The organism is Streptomyces sp. NBC_01306 (genome assembly GCF_026340465.1).
Classification (GTDB): domain Bacteria; phylum Actinomycetota; class Actinomycetes; order Streptomycetales; family Streptomycetaceae; genus Streptomyces.
In genome coordinates this window covers 1,698,104-1,714,927 of sequence record NZ_JAPEPC010000001.1, presented here as the reverse complement: position 1 = coordinate 1,714,927, position 16,824 = coordinate 1,698,104, and the positions used below count along the sequence as shown (strand labels likewise).

15 protein-coding genes are annotated in these 16,824 nt (G+C 70.7%); 7 read left to right on the top strand and 8 right to left on the bottom strand.

What is annotated here, in order from left to right; all coding sequences use genetic code 11:
* Positions 1-83 precede the first annotated feature (83 nt).
* The gene (locus OG385_RS07220) at positions 84-1,109 is read left to right on the top strand and encodes an ATP-dependent 6-phosphofructokinase (RefSeq protein WP_266852903.1); all 1,026 of its coding nucleotides are present in this window, start codon (positions 84-86) and stop codon (positions 1,107-1,109) included.
* Positions 1,110-1,143: 34 nt separating this feature from the next.
* Here OG385_RS07220 and OG385_RS07215 read toward each other — a convergent pair whose 3' ends face one another.
* The 6 genes from OG385_RS07215 to OG385_RS07190 all read right to left on the bottom strand — a co-directional run bounded on the left by OG385_RS07215 (position 1,144) and on the right by OG385_RS07190 (position 7,573).
* The gene (locus tag OG385_RS07215; RefSeq protein ID WP_266852902.1) at positions 1,144-1,818 is read right to left on the bottom strand and encodes a helix-turn-helix transcriptional regulator; all 675 of its coding nucleotides are present in this window, start codon (positions 1,816-1,818) and stop codon (positions 1,144-1,146) included.
* 111 nt (positions 1,819-1,929) lie between these two features.
* Positions 1,930-2,775 carry a carbohydrate ABC transporter permease gene (locus OG385_RS07210; RefSeq protein ID WP_266852900.1) on the bottom strand — a complete coding sequence of 282 codons (846 nt, stop codon included), beginning with the start codon at positions 2,773-2,775 and terminating at the stop codon, positions 1,930-1,932.
* Positions 2,775-3,728, bottom strand: coding sequence for a carbohydrate ABC transporter permease (locus tag OG385_RS07205; RefSeq protein WP_266852898.1), 954 nt, complete (start codon positions 3,726-3,728; stop codon positions 2,775-2,777). The genes OG385_RS07210 and OG385_RS07205 overlap by 1 nt, the downstream gene beginning before the upstream one ends.
* Positions 3,725-5,092 (bottom strand): extracellular solute-binding protein, encoded by a 1,368-nt coding sequence (locus tag OG385_RS07200; protein WP_266852896.1) that lies wholly within the window; start codon positions 5,090-5,092, stop codon positions 3,725-3,727. The genes OG385_RS07205 and OG385_RS07200 overlap by 4 nt, the downstream gene beginning before the upstream one ends.
* Positions 5,093-5,265: 173 nt before the next feature.
* The gene (locus tag OG385_RS07195) at positions 5,266-5,940 is read right to left on the bottom strand and encodes a response regulator (RefSeq protein ID WP_266852894.1); all 675 of its coding nucleotides are present in this window, start codon (positions 5,938-5,940) and stop codon (positions 5,266-5,268) included.
* 55 nt (positions 5,941-5,995) lie between these two features.
* Entirely contained in the window at positions 5,996-7,573 is a 1,578-nt protein-coding gene (locus OG385_RS07190) for a sensor histidine kinase (RefSeq protein ID WP_266852892.1), read from the bottom strand.
* Between the two features lie 95 nt (positions 7,574-7,668).
* Between OG385_RS07190 and OG385_RS07185 the strand changes: the two genes are divergently transcribed.
* A complete protein-coding gene (locus OG385_RS07185) occupies positions 7,669-9,120 on the top strand; it encodes a cation:dicarboxylase symporter family transporter (protein ID WP_266852890.1) in 1,452 nt (483 codons plus the stop codon).
* A gap of 46 nt (positions 9,121-9,166) precedes the next feature.
* Here the strand turns inward: OG385_RS07185 and OG385_RS07180 are convergent, their stop codons facing one another.
* The gene (locus OG385_RS07180; protein WP_266852888.1) at positions 9,167-9,748 is read right to left on the bottom strand and encodes a DNA-3-methyladenine glycosylase I; all 582 of its coding nucleotides are present in this window, start codon (positions 9,746-9,748) and stop codon (positions 9,167-9,169) included.
* A gap of 352 nt (positions 9,749-10,100) precedes the next feature.
* On the opposite strand from OG385_RS07180, the gene OG385_RS07175 reads away from it, so the two are divergent.
* Positions 10,101-11,132: an alcohol dehydrogenase catalytic domain-containing protein gene (locus tag OG385_RS07175; RefSeq protein ID WP_266852886.1), complete on the top strand. Its 1,032-nt coding sequence runs from the start codon at positions 10,101-10,103 to the stop codon at positions 11,130-11,132.
* 57 nt (positions 11,133-11,189) lie between these two features.
* Here OG385_RS07175 and OG385_RS07170 read toward each other — a convergent pair whose 3' ends face one another.
* On the bottom strand, positions 11,190-11,813 hold the full coding sequence (locus tag OG385_RS07170; RefSeq protein WP_266852885.1) for a TetR/AcrR family transcriptional regulator: 624 nt from the start codon (positions 11,811-11,813) through the stop codon (positions 11,190-11,192).
* A gap of 120 nt (positions 11,814-11,933) precedes the next feature.
* Between OG385_RS07170 and OG385_RS07165 the strand changes: the two genes are divergently transcribed.
* From OG385_RS07165 to OG385_RS07150, 4 genes are all read left to right on the top strand, one after another.
* A complete protein-coding gene (locus OG385_RS07165) occupies positions 11,934-13,526 on the top strand; it encodes an MFS transporter (protein WP_266852883.1) in 1,593 nt (530 codons plus the stop codon).
* Positions 13,527-13,588: 62 nt separating this feature from the next.
* On the top strand, positions 13,589-14,008 hold the full coding sequence (locus OG385_RS07160; protein ID WP_266852881.1) for a MerR family transcriptional regulator: 420 nt from the start codon (positions 13,589-13,591) through the stop codon (positions 14,006-14,008).
* Positions 14,005-14,337 (top strand): thioredoxin, encoded by a 333-nt coding sequence (gene trxA / locus OG385_RS07155; RefSeq protein WP_266852880.1) that lies wholly within the window; start codon positions 14,005-14,007, stop codon positions 14,335-14,337. The genes OG385_RS07160 and trxA overlap by 4 nt, the downstream gene beginning before the upstream one ends.
* Before the next feature lie 196 nt (positions 14,338-14,533).
* The gene (locus OG385_RS07150; protein WP_266852878.1) at positions 14,534-16,798 is read left to right on the top strand and encodes an AAA family ATPase; all 2,265 of its coding nucleotides are present in this window, start codon (positions 14,534-14,536) and stop codon (positions 16,796-16,798) included.
* Positions 16,799-16,824 lie beyond the last annotated feature (26 nt).

The window sequence follows — 16,824 nt, the reverse complement described above, 5'->3', positions numbered from 1 at the left end:
CGGCCGCGACGACCCCACGGTGAGCGGCCGTGGAAGAATCGGCACGGCTCGCAGGTACCACTAGGAGCAGGAGAATCAGCACGATGCGCATCGGAGTCCTCACCGCGGGCGGCGACTGCCCCGGTCTCAATGCCGTCATCCGGTCGGTCGTGCACCGTGCCGTGGCCGGGCACAACGACGAAGTCATCGGCTTCGAGGACGGCTTCAAGGGCCTGCTGGACGGCCACTACCGCCCCCTCGACCTCAATGCGGTCAGCGGCATCCTCGCCCGCGGCGGCACCATCCTCGGCTCCGCCCGCCTGGAGCGCGACCGGCTGCGCGAGGCCGCCGAGAACTGCGCCGAGCTGACCGAGCGGTACAGCATCGACGCGCTCATCCCGATCGGCGGCGAGGGCACCCTCACCGCGGCCCGGATGCTCTCCGACGCCGGGATGCCCGTGGTGGGCGTCCCCAAGACCATCGACAACGACATCTCGGGCACCGACCGCACCTTCGGCTTCGACACGGCCGTCGGTGTCGCGACCGAGGCGATCGACCGGCTGAAGACCACTGCCGAGTCGCACCAGCGGGTGATGGTCGTCGAGGTCATGGGCCGGCACGCGGGCTGGATCGCCCTGGAGTCCGGCATGGCGGGCGGCGCCCACGGCATCTGCCTGCCGGAGCGCCGCTTCGAGGTCGACGACCTGGTGAAGATGGTCGAGGAGCGCTTCTCCCGCAGGAAGCGGTTCGCGGTCATCTGCGTCGCCGAGGGCGCACACCCGGCGGAGGGATCCATGCCGTACGAGAAGGGCGTCATCGACCAGTTCGGACACGAGCGCTTCGCCGGTATCGGCACCCGTCTCGCCGTCGAGCTGGAGACCCGGCTCGGCAAGGAGGCCAGGCCGGTCATCCTCGGCCATGTCCAGCGCGGCGGCACCCCCACCGCGTACGACCGCGTCCTGGCGACGCGCTTCGGCTGGCACGCGGTGGAGGCGGTGCACCGCGGCGACTTCGGCAACATGACGGCGCTGCGCGGCACGGACATCGCGATGGTGCCGCTGGCGGACGCTGTGACCCATCTGAAGACGGTCGACGAGAGCCGGATGTACGAGGCGGAGTCGGTCTTCTAGGGCCCTTTGTCCAGTCCCCTGTCCAGTCCCCTGTTCAGTCCCCGGCGAGCTCCCAGAACCGCGGCACGATCGCGTCCAGGAACGCCTGCCCCGCGTCGCCCGCACCGGCCGACTCCGTCGACCCCCAGCTGAGGGTCGCCACCATCAGCGCCTGGTAGTCGGAGTGCAGCTGTTCCAGCACCCGCTCCAGCTCGGGGCGGGACAGCGGTACGAGCTTGGCCATGGCTTTGACGTGGGCCTGCCAGCGTGTTGTCACCGCACTGGTCAGGATCCCGGCCAGCTCGCCGTCGCGGCCCGTCGCGGTCAGGAACGCCGCAGGGGTCAGCGAGAGGGCCTCGGCGAGCGCGGCCGACTGGCGTTCGTTGCCCCGCCAGCGGCCCGACTCCTCGGCCTTGAGATACGCCCCGGTGTCCATGCCGACCTGCTGGGCGACGTCCTCCGGCGCCATCCCGCGGGCCAGCCGGTGTTCGCGCAGGGTGACCGCCTCCATCAGCAGGTCACCGGGGGAGCACCACAGCACCCCGGCGAGCGCCGTCAGTTCCCGTGCGGTCGGTGACTGGAGGCCGCGTTCCCAGGCGGCCACCACATCCGGCGTGACGAGCAGTCCGTACTGGGCACGGAGCCCGTAGGCGACGTGGCCGGGTGCCATGCCCAGCGCCTCGCGGAGGCGGCGTGCGGCGGGAGCATCGAAGGGCGGGGTCTGGTGCACGGGCACACGGTAAGGGCAAGTGTGGTCCCGCGAATACGGGTTGTTCACACAGTCTTGATATGTGGAGAAAAGTACGGGGGGTGGCCATCTCCGTCTCGCCTCCCTCCGGGCTCACCCCTTGACCGCCCCTCCCAGCGCGAAGCCGCCGCCCAGCCGCCGTGAGATCAGGATGTACAGCACCAGAACGGGCGTGGAGTAGAGGATCGAGAAGGCCGCCAGCTGACCGTAGGCCACTGATCCGTAGTTGCCGAAGAGCGTAAAGATCGTGACGGACGCGGGCAGCTGGTCCGGGCTGAGCAGCAGCATGAACGGGACGAAGAAGTTCCCCCAGAGCATGATGAACGTGTAGATCATCACGACCGTCGCCCCCGGCCCCATCAGCGGCAGCACCACCCGCCGCAGAGTCTGTGCCATGGACGCCCCGTCCGTCCAGGCCGCCTCCTCCAGCACCTTCGGGACACCGTCCATGAAGTTCTTCATGAGCCAGATGGCGAAAGGGAGTTGGGATGTGGCGAGGAAGAGGGCGGTGCCGTACACCGTGTCGATCAGATTGACCTGGACGAAGAGTCCGTACACCGGGACCATGACCGCGGTGATCGGCAGACAGGTCGAGAAGAGGATCGTGAGCAGATACGGCCGGTTGAACCGCGAGCGGTAGCGGGAGAGCGGGTACGCCGCGAGGACCGCGCAGACCACCGTCAGCACCGTCGCGCTGCCGCAGAGCACCAGGCTGTTGAGCATCGGCGTGAAGGTGATCTCGTCGGTGAGGACCGCCGAGAAGTTGTCCAGGGTGGGCGACGCCGGCACCCGTACCCGCAGGTTCGCCCCGTCGTCGAACGAGGCCAGCACCAGCCAGGCCAGCGGCAGTACGAACGCGGCGGCCACCACGAGCAGCGCCGCGTCCGCTGCCAGCCTGCGCCGGGTGCGGCGGGACAGCACCGTATGCACCGGGGGCATCAGACCTCCACCTTCATCAGCCGGAGATAGACGACCGAGAAGAGCGACCCCACCAGGAGCAGCAGCAGCGCCACCGCGGTGCCGTAGCCGATGAGGCTCTTGTTGAACGCCTCGTCGTACATGAAGACCGGCAGCGTCTGGCTCCGGTCGCCGGGGCCGCCGCGGGTCATCGCCCAGATCAGTCCGAACACCGAGAGAGTCTGGAGGGTGTTGAGCATCAGATTGGTGCCGATCGAACGCCGGATCATCGGCAGCGTGATGTGCCACACCGCCCGCCAGCCGCTCGCGCCGTCCACCTCGGCGGCCTCGGTGATCTCCTCGGGGATCTCCGCGAGCGCCGCCGAGTAGATGAGCATCGAGAAAGCGGTGCCGCGCCAGACGTTGGCGAACGACACGGCGACGATCGGCAGGGTGAACAGCCAGTTCTGGCCCGGGAGATGGAGCCAGCCCAGCACCGCGTTGAGCGTGCCCTCGCGGCGGAAGAACGCGTACAGCAGAAAGGCCGCGACGATCTCCGGCAGCACCCAGGCCGTGATGACCAGGGCACCCGTCAGCGTGCGGAGCGGACGGGAGGCGCGGCGCATCAGACCGGCCAGCGCCAGCCCCAGCGTGTTCTGGCCGACGACCGACGAGACGAAGGTGAAGACCAGGGTGAGCCACACGGCGTTACGGAACCGCGCGTCGGAGAGCGCCCGCCGGAAGTTGGCCAGGCCCACGAAGTCCGTGTGGGACGAGCCGGTGAGCTGCATGTCGGTGAAGGCGATGTAGACGCAGTAACAGATGGGCCCCGCCAGGAAGAGCAGCAGCAGAAGCGTGGCGGGGGCCAGCGGCAGCCAGCGGACCGGCTGCCGCCGCACTCCCGTCCCAGTGCCGGTCCCCGGGCCCGCCCCAGCACCCGTCCCGGCGCCCGTGACGGTGCCGGACGCGGTGCCCGTCCGGCTCGCGGTGCTCATCCGGTCCTGTCGACGACCGCGCCGCCGGTGACCGACTTCAGCTGGTCGTCGTACGACTTCGCCGCACCGGCCGGAGTGGAGTCACCGGTGGTCACCGACTCCAGGGCCTCGCCGATCGCGGACGACACCTGCGGATAGACGGGCAGCGCGGGCCGGTAGTGGGTGTTCTTCACCAGGGAGGTGAAGAACTTGATGCCCGGCATGGAGTTCAGATACTTCGGGTCCGCCGCCACGTCGTCGCGCACCGCGATCTGCGCGTCGGCGATGTCCCACCGGACGGCGTTCTCCTTCTGCTGCATCTGCTGGATGAACTCCCAGGCGAGCGCGGCGTTCTTGGACTTCTGCGGGATCGCCCAGGTCCACCCGCCGGACATCGAGACCGCGCCGGGTGCCTGCCCGCGCTGGGTGGGCATCGGAGCCTGCCCGAGCGTGGTGCTCCACTCCGGCCACTTCTTGGTGCCGTTGCCGAGCCAGAGCTGTCCGAGCCAGGACCCGTCCAGATCGATGGCGAGTTTGCCCTCGGGCAGCAACTCGGTACCCACCGTCGTGTTGATGTTGGCGTCGAGGGCGTCCGACGGGTCGGGGCCCAGCTTCTCGCCGTACACCGTGTGTACGAAGTTGAGCGCGTCCTTGAAGCCCTTGCCCCCGGCGACCCACTTCTTCGCCGCCGGGTCGTAGAGCGGGTCGGCGCCGGTCCCGTACAGCAGCATCTCGAAGCCCTGCATCACCGCGACCTCGCCGGGCGCCTTGCCGGTGTAGACGTTCAGCGGGATGACGCCCGGGAGCTTCTTCTTGATGGTGCGGGCGGCGTCCAGCACATCCGCCCAGCTCTTCGGGTGCCAGTCGGCGGGCAGCCCCGCCTTGGCGAACAGCTTCTTGTTGAACCAGAGCCCGCGGGTGTCCGTGCCGTCCGGGACGCCGTACGTCTTCCCGTCCCCGGCCTTCGCCGCCGACTTCGCGGTGTCCACGAAATGGCTCCAGGCCGGCCACTTCGCCAGATAGTCGTCCAGCGGGCGCAGATACCCGGCCTTGATGTCGGAGTTGATCCGGAACGTGTCCTCGTAGACCAGGTCGGGCGCCGTCCTGGGGGAGCGCATCATCTGCTGGACCTTGGTCGCGTAGTCGTCGTCCGGCGCCTGGATGGGGACGAGTTCGATCTTCTTGCCGGGGTGTGCCTTCTCGAACTGCTTCTTCATGGAATCCAGGAACTGGTCCTTGAAGCGGACGTTGTTGTCCGTGTTCCGGTTGTAGGCGACCTTGACGGTGTCCGGATCGCTGCCGGATCCACTGCCGCAGGCGGTGAGCGATCCCGCGGCGATGACGGTGGCTGCGGCGGCGAGGATGAGCGGGGCGGTGGGGCGCACGGGCACGACCTCCTCTGGCGCGAACCGCGGTCAGCGGCTGCCCGGCGAAGGTATGGCGGCCCGCAATTCAAGGTCAATGCCTTTGCATGACAACGTTGTTGAGGTGCCCCGGCCGCCCGTCCCGTCACCCGTCCCGCCGGCCGCCGGGCCGTGCGGAAAGCCGGTACGCGCCGCTACGGCCGGCTCAGCCAGCGGTACTGGAGCTCCGGGCGCCCGATCTGCCCGTACTGCGGGCGGCGCACGGCCCGGCCGGTCGTCACCAGATGCTCCAGATAGCGGCGCGCGGTGATCCGCGAGATACCGACCGCCTCCCCGGTCGCGGTGGCCGTGGCCCCGCCGGCCGCCGCCCGCAGTGTGCGGGTCACCGCCTCCAGCGTCGGCGCGCTCAACCCCTTGGGGAGCGAGGCCGGTTCGGGCGTACGCAGGGTGGCGAGCGCCCGGTCCACCTCCTCCTGGCCGCTCGCCTCGCCCGCCGCGGCCCCCCGGAAGTCGGCGTACCGCACCAGACGGTCCCGCAGGGTGGCGAAGGTGAACGGCTTCAGCACGTACTGCACGACACCGAGTGAGACCCCCTCCCGTACGACGGCGAGATCGCGCGCCGAGGTCACCGCGATGACGTCGGCGCTGTGCCCCGCGGTGCGCAGCGACCGGACCAGCTGGAGGCCGTGGCCGTCGGGCAGATGCAGATCGAGCAGCAGCAGGTCGACGGGGGTGCGGTCCAGGATCCGCACGGCCTCCGCCCTGGAGTGGGCCTTTCCGGTCACGGTGAACCCGGGCACCCGGCCCACGTACAGCTCGTGCGCGTCCGCCGCGACCGGGTCGTCCTCGACCACCAGCACCCTGATCACGCCGGGGTCACCCCATGCACCCTGTCCCCACCCGGGGTCACCTCATGCACCCTGATCACGCCGGGGTCACCTCCTGTCGGACCGGCAGCCGGACGACGAACTCCGGGCCCGCCGCCGTGACCGTACCCCCGCTCCGCTGGACGGTCTGCCTGACCAGGGCCAGGCCGAGGCCCCGGCCGGTGCTCTTCGTCGACCAGCCGAGCCGGAAGACGTCGTCGCCCGGGGCGACGCCAGGACCGGTGTCGCGGACCCGGATCAGCAGCTCGCCGTCCGCCGCGCGCACCGTCACGGTGACCCGGGCGCCCTCGCTGCCCTGGGCGGCGTCGACCGCGTTGTCGATGAGGTTGCCGAGGACCGTGACCAGGTCGCGGGCGGGCAGCAGTCCGTCGTCCAGGACACTGTCATCGGCCAGCACCAGTTCGACCCCGCGCTCGTTGGCCTGCGCCGCCTTGCCGAGCAGCAGTGCGGCCAGCACCGGTTCGTCCACGGCGCCGACCACCCGGTCCGTGAGGGTCTGCGCCAGCTCCAGCTCCCCGGTGGCGAACTCCACCGCCTCCGCGGCCCGCCCCAGCTCGATCAGGGAGACGACGGTGTGCAGCCGGTTGGCGGCCTCATGGGCCTGCGCGCGCAGCGCCTGGGTGAAACCGCGCTCCGAGTCCAGCTCGCCGGCGAGCGCCTGGAGCTCGGTGCGGTCGCGCAGGGTGACCACCGTGCCCCGGTGCTCGCCCGACGAGACAGGGCGGCTGTTGACGACCACGACCCGGTCGGCGGTCAGATGCACCTCGTCCACCCGGGGCCCGTCGGCGAGCAGCAGCCCGGTGAGCGGGGCCGGCAGCCCCAGATCGGCGGCGCTGCGGCCCACCACGTCGTCGCCGAGCCCCAGCAGTTCCCGGCCGCCGTCGTTGATGAGCGCGATACGGCGGCCGCTGTCCAGCATCAGCAGCCCCTCCCGTACGGCGTGCAGGGTGGCCTGGTGGTAGTCGTGCATCCGGCTCAGCTCGGCCGGGTTCATCCCGTGCGTGTGCCGGCGCAGCCGCGCGTTGATGACGTACGTACCGATGCCGCCCAGCGCGAGGGCCACCCCCGCGAACCAGAGCAGCACACTCACCTGCGCCTGGAGCTGCGCGTCGATCCGGTCCACGGTGATGCCCGCGCTGACCAGTCCTGTGACTCTGCCGTGCGCGCTGCCGTCGGCCCGGACCGGGGTGACGACCCGGGCGGACGGGCCGAGTGTGCCGGTGTACGTCTCGGCGTACGTCCTGCCGTGCAGCGCCTCCGCGGTGTGGCCGAGGTAGTGCTCACCGATCCGGGCCGGGTCGGGGTGCGTCCAGCGGATCCCGTGCACGTCCATGATCGTCACGAAGGCCACCCCCGTGGAGCGGCGCACCTGCTCGGCGTACGGCTGGAGCACCGCCGACGGGTCGTCGGAGACGGTCGCCCGGCGCACGGAGGGGGAGAGCGCCACGGCGGTCGCGGCAGCGGTGGCCTGGCGCCGGGCGGCCGCCTGGGCCTGGCGCTGGTCCGACACATAGCTGAACACCGCGCACCCGGCCACGATCACCGCGACCAGCACGACCTGCATCGCGAAGAGCTGGCCGGCCAGGCTGCGGGGCCGGGGGGTGCGTATGCGCATGGCCGACAGTCTGCACGCTGCGAAATGCGTGAACGAAATGCACGTAAGGGTGACCGCGGTCACAGGCTGTTGGAGAGTCGCGGGGATCCACCGGGATGGTCAGGGATGTGGATCGGACGTGGACCGGACGTGGACCGGACCTGCACGAGGAGGCAAGCGTGTCCGCAGAGAAGCGGGACCGTACGCACTATCTGTATCTCGCGGTGATCGCCGCGGTGGTGCTCGGCATCGTGGTCGGCTTCGCCGCACCCGGGGTCGCCGTCGAACTCAAGCCGCTGGGCACCGGGTTCGTGAATCTCATCAAGATGATGATCTCGCCGATCATCTTCTGCACGATCGTGCTGGGGGTCGGCTCGGTCCGCAAGGCGGCCAAGGTCGGCGCGGTCGGCGGTCTCGCACTCGGCTACTTCCTGGTGATGTCGACGGTGGCGCTCGCCATCGGCCTCGTCGTCGGGAACGTACTGGAGCCGGGCTCCGGGCTGCATCTGACCGAGGCGGTGCGGCACGCGGGCGCCGCGCAGGCCACCGGTGGAGGGGATTCCACCGCGGACTTCCTGCTCGGGATCATCCCGACGACGATGATCTCCGCCTTCACCGAGGGCCAGGTCCTTCAGACGCTGCTGATCGCACTGCTCTGCGGGTTCGCGCTCCAGGCGATCGGCCCGGCGGGGCGGCCGGTGCTGCGCGGTATCGAGCACATCCAGCGGCTGGTGTTCCGGATCCTCGCCATGATCATGTGGGCGGCCCCGGTGGGCGCGTTCGGCGCGATGGCCGCGGTGGTCGGCGAGACCGGCGTGGACGCGCTGAAGTCACTGGCCGTCATCATGATCGGCTTCTATCTGACCTGCGCGCTCTTCGTCTTCGTCGTGCTCGGCGCGCTGCTGCGGCTGATCGCGGGCATGAACATCTTCATGCTGCTGAAGTACCTGGGCCGCGAGTTCCTGCTGATCCTCTCGACCTCGTCGTCGGAGTCGGCGCTGGCGCGGCTGATCGCGAAGATGGAACATCTGGGCGTGAGCAGGCCGGTCGCCGGGATCACGGTCCCGACGGGGTACTCCTTCAACCTCGACGGCACCGCGATCTATCTGACGATGTCGGCCCTCTTCGTCGCCAACGCGATGGACAAGCCGCTGAGCGGCGGCGAGCAGATCTCGCTCCTGCTCTTCATGATCGTCGCGTCGAAGGGCGCGGCGGGCGTCACCGGCGCGGGCCTCGCCACGCTCGCCGGAGGTCTCCAGTCGCACCGCCCCGACCTGGTCGACGGGGTCGGCCTGATCGTGGGCATCGACCGCTTCATGAGTGAGGCGAGGGCGATGACGAACTTCGCCGGGAACGCGGTCGCGACGGTGCTGGTGGGCACCTGGACGAAGGAGATCGACAAGGCGCGGGCGGTGGAGGTGCTGGCCGGCCGGTTGCCGTTCGACGAGGCGACGCTGATGGACGACCGGCCGGAGGGTGCTGCGGACGGCGAGGCCGCCGGGCCCCGGGAGCAGCAGGATGTCCCGCCGTCCCGGGACGGCGGCAAGGAGCCGGCGGCCAGGAGCTGACAGCCAGGAGCTGACAGCCTGGGCCGGGTCGTCACGGTCGGTCGGCTCAGCCCGGCAGCGGTACCGACGCCGCTGCCGGGCAGCCCGCCCAGTGGTCGTCGACGACGCCGACGGCTTCGAGATAGGCGTAGACGATGGTGGTGCCGACGAAGGTGAAGCCGCGCCGCTTGAGGTCCTTGCTGATCCGGTCGGAGAGCTCGGTGCTGGTCGCAAGGGGGTCGCCGGGCCCCGGCCGGTTGACGACCGGTTTTCCGTCGGTCCACTGCCAGAGGTAGGCGTCGAACGAGCCGAACTCCTTCTGTACGGCGAGGAAGGCCCGGGCGTTCTTGACCAGCGAGGCGACCTTCAGCCGGTTCCGTACGATGCCCGGGTCGCCGAGCAGCTCCGCCAGCTTGCCTTCGTCGTACTCGGCGATCCGCACCGGGTCGAATCCGTCCAGCAGCCGCCGGTAGTTGGCCCGCTTGTTGAGCACGGTCGACCAGGAGAGCCCGGCCTGGGCGCCCTCCAGGACGAGGAATTCGAAGAGGTAGCGGTCGTCGTGCGACGGGCGGCCCCACTCCTCGTCGTGGTAGGCGGCCATCAGGTCGGAGCTGTCCGCCCAGACGCAGCGGTGTTCGGCGTGCTTCATACGGATTCCCTGGAGACGCGGTCGGGCTATGGGTGCGGTTGGTCCGGGTCACGGAGTTGCGGGTGGCCGATTGGTCGGGTCATGGAGTTGCGAGCGGTCGGTTCACATGCTGTCACCCACCACTGACAACGGGCCCCGAGTCCATTCCGCACGGGCCTGCCTCCGCCTCCCGCACCCCTGCTGACCTGGTACGACGCGCAGCCCTGAGCCGCGCCGCGCGGTGCGCGTGGCCGATGTGACGCGGAATGCCCACACTGGGAGGGGCGGACAGAACCGGACAGAACGCCGACGCCCCCTCCTCGCTCCCGATCCTCGTCGCACCCTCCACCCCGCGGAAGGCAGGGAAGGCCCCATGACATCCACGCCCGCATCTCCCCGCGCCATGCAGGTCGCCGAGCCCGGCGGCCCCTTCACCCTCGTACGCACCGAACTCCCGGAACCGGGACCTGGCCACGTCAGGATCACGGTGGAAGCGTGCGGGGTCTGCCACTCCGACGCGATGATCACCGGCGGAATGCTGCCCGGAGCGACGTTCCCCGTGACCACCGGCCATGAGATCGCGGGCCGGATCGACACCCTCGGCGCGGGCGTCGAGGGCTGGGATACCGGGGACCGGGTCGCGGTCGGCTGGTACGGCGGCAGCTGCGGCTACTGCGAGGCCTGCCGGGAGGGCGACGGCATCAACTGCGACCGGCTGGAGATTCCCGGCGCCGCCTATCCCGGCGGCTATGCCGACACGGTCGTCGTACCGGCGGTCGCCCTGGCCCGCGTCCCCGACGCCCTGACCTCCGTCGAGGCGGCCCCGCTGGCCTGCGCGGGCGTCACGGTCTTCAACGCGCTGCGGCGCAGCGCTGCCGGCCCGGGTGACCTGGTCGCGATCCTCGGGATCGGCGGACTGGGCCATCTCGGCGTGCAGTTCGCGGCGAAGATGGGGTTCCGTACGGTGGCGATCGCCCGCGGCGCGGAGAAGGCGAAGCTCGCGTACGGCCTCGGAGCCAGGCACTACATCGACAGCACGGCCGGGAACGTCGCCGACGAGCTCCAGGAGCTGGGCGGCGCGAAGGTCGTCCTCGCCACGGTCACCAACGGCCCGGCGATGACAGCGACCTTCGACGGCCTGGGCCGGCGCGGTGAACTCATCGTGGTCGGCGCCACCCCCGACGAAATGACGTTCAGCGGCCTGCAGTTCATCACGGGCACGAAGAAGGTCTACGGCCACGCGTCCGGCACCGCGGTGGACACCGAGGACACCCTGCGCTTCGCCGAGCAGACCGGCGTCCGCTCGTGGACCGAGGAGGCACCGCTGGAGGAGGCGGACGAGGCGTTCGCCAGGATGATGTCGGGCTCAGCACGCTTCCGGATGGTCCTCACCACGGGCCGCTAGTACCGGATCAGGCACATGATTCCCATGGTCTGACGAACGCACGGGGCCGACCCGCCCTCACGCCCCGTCCCCCCGCCCCAGTGCCGCGCGCACCACCGCGGCCGCCCGCGACGCCGGTACGCCCGCTGTCATCAGCAGGGTGCTGGCTGCCGCCGCTCCGCCCTCCTCCGCCGGGAGGGCCCCTTCGTTGACGGCCTCCATCAGGCCGAACAGCGCCTGCTCGTGGACGTACGACAGGGCCGCCGCGGTCAGGGGTGAAGTGAACGCGCCCTCGTCCAGGCCGTATTGGATGAGCGCCGTGCAGATCTCCCGTACCGGGGTGAGGCGCTGTTTGATGCCCGCCATGGTCACGCTGCGCTGGGCCAGTGCGACCAGCAGCCGGTAGCGGTCGGCGATCTCCCAGACCGCGAGGGTCGCGCGGGCCAGTGCCTCGGCCGGGTCGCTGATGCCTTCGCGGCCGGTGGCGTGGGCCTCGACCACGGCGGCCGTCGCGTTGTCCACGAGCGCGCCGATCAGCGCCTCGCGGCTCGGGAAGTGGCCGTAGACCGTGCGGCGTACGACTCCGGCCGCGCGCGCGATCTGGTCCATCGAGGCGTCCGGGTCGTGCAGCAGCTCGGTGAGCGCCACATCCAGGATGCGGCGGCGGTTGGCGTCTGCTCGTCCGGAAGTCACGGGCCCCATTTTGCACCGCGCCGGGAAGCGCGCTAAATTGCACAGCAGTGTGTAATTGCACAGTGATGTGCAAGTAGGTGTTGGCGTGTGCAGTCGGCGTGTGCCAGTGGACGGGAGTGGTGGAACGTCATGAACCTCGTGGTGAAGCAACCGGTGGCGGAGATGGCAGGGCCGTACCGGCGCCGCTGGTGGGCGCTGCTGGTGCTCTGTCTGAGCCTGCTGATCATCGTGATGGCGAACACCGCCCTGACGGTCGCGGCCCCCGACATGACACGGGACCTGGGGCTCAGCAGCGCCGACCTCCAGTGGGTCATCGACGGCTACACCGTCCCGTACGCGGCGCTGATGCTGCTGCTCGGCGCGATCGGCGACAAGTACAGCAGGCGCGGCGCGCTCGTGCTGGGGCTCGTCGTCTTCGGCGGGGGAGCGGTCGCCGGGTCGCTGGTCGGCAGTGCGACAGGCGTCATCGCGGCCCGCGCCGTCATGGGGGTCGGTGCGGCGATGATCATGCCGGCCACGCTCTCATTGCTCGCCGCGAGCTTCCCGCGCGCCGAGCGGGCCAAGGCGATCGTCCTGTGGACGGCCACCGCCGGGCTCGCCATCGCCGCCGGCCCGCTGGTCGCGGGGGCGCTGCTCCAGCACCACGGCTGGGCCTCGACGTTCCTGATCAACGTACCGATCGCGGTACTCGCCATTATCGGCGCCTTCGTCCTCGTACCCCCGTCGAAGGCAGGCCACCACGGCCGGATCGACTACGTGGGCGGGCTGCTCTCGGTGATCTCCGTCGGCGCCCTCGTCTACATGATCATTGAAGGTCCGCACTTCGGCTGGGGCGCCAAGGCCGTCACCGCCGCTGTCGTGGCGGGCGCCGGGTTCGTCGTGTTCGTGCTGTGGGAGCTGCGGCACCCGCGACCGGTGCTCGACGTACGGCGCTACCTCGACCGCGGATTCGCCGGGTCGAATCTCGCCGTCGCGCTCTTCTTCCTGGCCGTGTTCGGTGCCTTCTACTACCTGACCCAGCACCTCCAGTTCGTCCTGGGCTTCGACGCCTTCGAGACCGGGGTCCGGATGCTGCCGCTGGCCGGCGCGGTCTTCGTCGGCTCGGCGCTGACCGGGATCCTGACGCCCCGGCTCGGGATGCGCGTCACGGTCACCGCGGGCATGGTCGGCGGCACGGCATCGCTGGCGCTGCTCACCCGGATCGACGCGGGCTCGGGCTACGGGGAGTTCGTCCTGCCCCTGGTCCTGCTCGGTCTGGCCATCGGCCTCGCCCTCTCGCCGTGCACCGACGCGATCATGGGCGCGTTCCCGGAGTCCGAACTCGGCGTCGGCGGCGCGGTCAACGACACCTCGATCGAGCTGGGCGGCTCGCTGGGCATCGCCATTCTCGGGTCGGTGCTCTCCGGCGCGTACTCCTCGCACCTCGCGGACACGGTCGGCGGGAAGCTGCCCGCCGGTGCGCTGAGCACCGCGCAGGACTCGGTGGGTGCCGGGCTCGCGGTCGCCGAGAAGGTCGGCGCCAAGGCGGGGCCCGAGCAGGCGCACGCCCTGGTGGACGCGGTGAACGGCGCCTTCTCGCAGGCGGTCGCCCACACCAGCCTGGTCGGCGCGGTGATCCTCGGGGTGGGCACGGTGCTGGTCGCCGTCCTGATCCCGGGCCGCGGCCGGCGTACGGAACCGGAGGCGGCGCCCGCGGAGGAGCCGGCGACCACCGCGGCCTGAGGCCGCCGCGGGCCGTCCCTGCTCCTTGCCTTGACGCCGACGTCAAGGATTACCGTCGGGACATGCGAATCGGCGAGCTGGCGGAGCGGGCCGGCACCACCACCCGTGCTCTGCGCTACTACGAGTCCCGGGAACTGCTGCCCGCACGGCGGGCGGTGAACGGCTACCGCACCTATGACGAGGACGATCTGCGGCTGCTCCAGCAGATCAGGACGCTCCAGGACTTCGGCTTCGACCTGGAGGAGACCAGGCCGTTCGTCGAGTGCCTGCGCGCCGGGCACCCGGCCGGAGACGTCTGCCCCGCCTCGCTCGCCGTGTACCGGCGCAAGCTGTCCGAGCTGGACGCGCTGATCGGGCAGCTCCAGGGGGTCCGCCGACAGGTGGGGGCCGAACTGGCCCGCGCCGAGGCGGAGTTGCCGGGCGGTCCGGAGCCGCGCTGTGAACTGTCCGACGGGGACGAGTGGGAGGAACACCGGAGATGATCCACGCAGAGGGCGTCGACGCCGTGACCGACGCCGATTTCGACACCGAGGTACTCGCGGCCGGACTGCCGGTCCTGGTCGAGTTCACCGCCGACTGGTGCGGGCCGTGCCGGCAGCTCGCGCCGGTGCTGAGCGCCGTCGCGGGCGAGGAGGCCGGACGCCTCAAGGTCGTACAGCTCGACGTCGACAGCAACCCGGATGTGATGGTCCGGTACGGGGTGATGTCGATGCCGACACTGATGGTCTTCCGTGACGGGGAGCCGGTGAAGTCGATGGTGGGCGCCCGCCCGAAGCGGCGGCTGCTCCAGGAACTCGCCGACGTGCTCTGACAGGGAGACCTCACGCGGAACCTGCCACGGAGTCCTGTCGCGGAAAGCGGAAAATACTGCACAAAAATACCCCGGGCGAATTGACGTCCGGGGTATTGCGGCGCGTAGAGTGGGTGCTTCCTGTCTTTGCATCGCCTTGTGTGAGGCGGAGTCAGAAGAAGACTTATAAGGGCACCGTATCGCGTCAGGAGCTGCATTGTCAACCGAGGAATTGCAGAACGAGCAGCAATTCGTCTCACGGCTCTACGAGCGGCTGGACGCGCTCCGGGAGCGCGCCGAAGCCGCCGTCCAGGGCTCGTTCGCCCAGGTGGGGAAGGGACTTCAGGCGCGTGTCGAGCGCGATGTGCTGGTCGCTGAACGGTCCGGTCTGCTCAGTGCGCTGAATTCGGTGGAATCCGGGCTCTGCTTCGGCCGTATTGATTTCACCGACGGATCCCGGTACCACATCGGCCGTATCGGAATCCGCGAAGAGGCCGACGAGAACAACGAACGCACCCCGCTGGTGATCGACTGGCGTGCGCGTATCGCGCGGCCTTTCTACCTCGCCACCGGGCATTCCCCGATGGGGCTGCGCCGCCGCCGGCACCTCACCACCGATGGCCGGACCGTCACCGCGCTCCACGACGAGATCCTCGACCTCACCGACACCGAGCGCACCGGGCACGAGGGGGCCGACGCCGACGCGGTGCTCCTCGCTGCCCTGGACTCCGCGCGCACCGGCCGGATGCACGACATCGTGCAGACCATCCAGGCCGAACAGGACGAGATCATCCGGGCCCCGCACCACGGGATCCTCGTCGTCGAGGGCGGCCCCGGCACCGGGAAGACCGCGGTCGCCCTGCACCGCGCCGCATACCTCCTCTACGCGCACCGCGACCAGCTCGCCCGCCGTGCCGTGCTCGTCGTCGGCCCCAACCCGGCCTTCCTCGGCTACATCGGTGAGGTGCTGCCCTCGCTCGGCGAGACGGGCGTGCTGCTCGCCACCCCGGGGGAGCTCTTCCCCGGAGTGACCGCCACCGGCACGGACACCCCGGCTGCCGCCGCCGTCAAGGGGCGTACGGAGATGGCGGAGGCGCTGGCCGCCTTCGTACGCGATCTCCAGCGCACGCCGGAGCCCGGCGAGCCCCTGGTGATCCCGCACGACGACGGCGATCTGCTGCTCGACTGGACCATCGCCGACACCGCCCGTGAGCGGGCCCGCTCGACACTGCTGCCGCACAACCTGGCGCGCCCGCACTTCGCGTTCCGGATCATCGACGATCTGACCGCGCAGCTGGCCGACCGGCTCGGCACCGACCCCTACGGCGGGCCCAACTTCCTGGGCCCCGACGACCTCGCCCAGATCGGCAAGGCCGTCGCGTCCAGCCCCGAAGTGCACGCGGCCATCGAGGAGTTGTGGCCGATCCTCACCCCGCAGCAGGTGGTCGCCGACTACCTCACCGACCCGGTGCACCTGCCGGACGCCGACGCGGACGCCATCCGCCGCAAGGGCGGTGACTGGACGGCGGCCGACGTCCCGCTGCTCGACGAGGCCGCCGAACTGCTCGGCGAGGACGACTCCGCGGTACGCGCGGCGGCCGAGGCCGCCCGGCAGGAGCAGGTCGCGTTCGCCCAGGGCGTCCTCGATCTGTCGCTGGGCTCCGAGTCCTTCGAGTTCGAGGACGAGGAGTCCGAACTGCTCGCGGCGCACGACATCATCGACGCCGAGCGGATGGCCGAGCGCCACGAGGAGGCCGACCACCGCAGCGCCGCCGAACGCGCGGCGGCCGACCGCACCTGGGCCTTCGGTCACATCATCGTGGACGAGGCGCAGGAGCTGTCGCCGATGGTGTGGCGGCTGCTGATGCGGCGCTCCCCGACCCGCTCGATGACGCTGGTCGGCGACCCGGCCCAGACCGCCGAGCCGGGCGGCGTGGGCGACTGGGCGACGATGCTCGCCCCGTACGTCGAAGACCGCTACGAGCAGGTGCGGCTCGGCATCAACTACCGCACCCCCGCCGAGATCATGGAGGTCGCGGCAGCCGTCCCGAGCGCCGCGGACCCGGCGTTCCGGCCGCCGCGCTCCATCCGCTCCACGGGGGTGGCGCCGTGGGTGCGGGCCGCCGATGACCTGCCCCGGGCCGTGGCCGATGCCGTCGCGGACGAGCGCGCCGACGAGCGCAGGCTCGCGGTGATCGCCCCTGCCGTGCTCCACCGCGAACTGGCCGCCGTACTCCCGGACGTCGACGGGGGCGAGCCGGACCTGCACCGGCCCGTCGTCCTGCTCGATCCCCGGCAGGCGAAGGGGCTTGAGTTCGACACGGTGATCGTGGTCGAGCCCGGCCTGATCCTGACCGGTTCGCCGCGCGGTACGAGCGACCTGTACGTGGCCCTGACCCGGGCCACCCAGCGGGCCGGGATCGTGCACACCCGCGGCGGACTGCCGGAGTGCCTCACGGGCGCGACGGAGCCCCGCCCGTGACACGGAGCCTGACACGGAGGAGGTGC

Coding starts and splice junctions, on each gene's coding strand:
- OG385_RS07220 (WP_266852903.1), top strand. CDS start 84: ATGCGCATCGGAGTCCTCACCGCGGGCGGCGACTGCCCCGGTCTCAAT.
- OG385_RS07210 (WP_266852900.1), bottom strand. CDS start 2,775: ATGCCCCCGGTGCATACGGTGCTGTCCCGCCGCACCCGGCGCAGGCTG.
- OG385_RS07205 (WP_266852898.1), bottom strand. CDS start 3,728: ATGAGCACCGCGAGCCGGACGGGCACCGCGTCCGGCACCGTCACGGGC.
- OG385_RS07190 (WP_266852892.1), bottom strand. CDS start 7,573: ATGCGCATACGCACCCCCCGGCCCCGCAGCCTGGCCGGCCAGCTCTTC.
- OG385_RS07185 (WP_266852890.1), top strand. CDS start 7,669: ATGGTCAGGGATGTGGATCGGACGTGGACCGGACGTGGACCGGACCTG.
- OG385_RS07180 (WP_266852888.1), bottom strand. CDS start 9,748: ATGAAGCACGCCGAACACCGCTGCGTCTGGGCGGACAGCTCCGACCTG.
- OG385_RS07175 (WP_266852886.1), top strand. CDS start 10,101: ATGACATCCACGCCCGCATCTCCCCGCGCCATGCAGGTCGCCGAGCCC.
- OG385_RS07170 (WP_266852885.1), bottom strand. CDS start 11,813: ATGGGGCCCGTGACTTCCGGACGAGCAGACGCCAACCGCCGCCGCATC.
- OG385_RS07165 (WP_266852883.1), top strand. CDS start 11,934: ATGAACCTCGTGGTGAAGCAACCGGTGGCGGAGATGGCAGGGCCGTAC.
- OG385_RS07160 (WP_266852881.1), top strand. CDS start 13,589: ATGCGAATCGGCGAGCTGGCGGAGCGGGCCGGCACCACCACCCGTGCT.
- trxA (WP_266852880.1), top strand. CDS start 14,005: ATGATCCACGCAGAGGGCGTCGACGCCGTGACCGACGCCGATTTCGAC.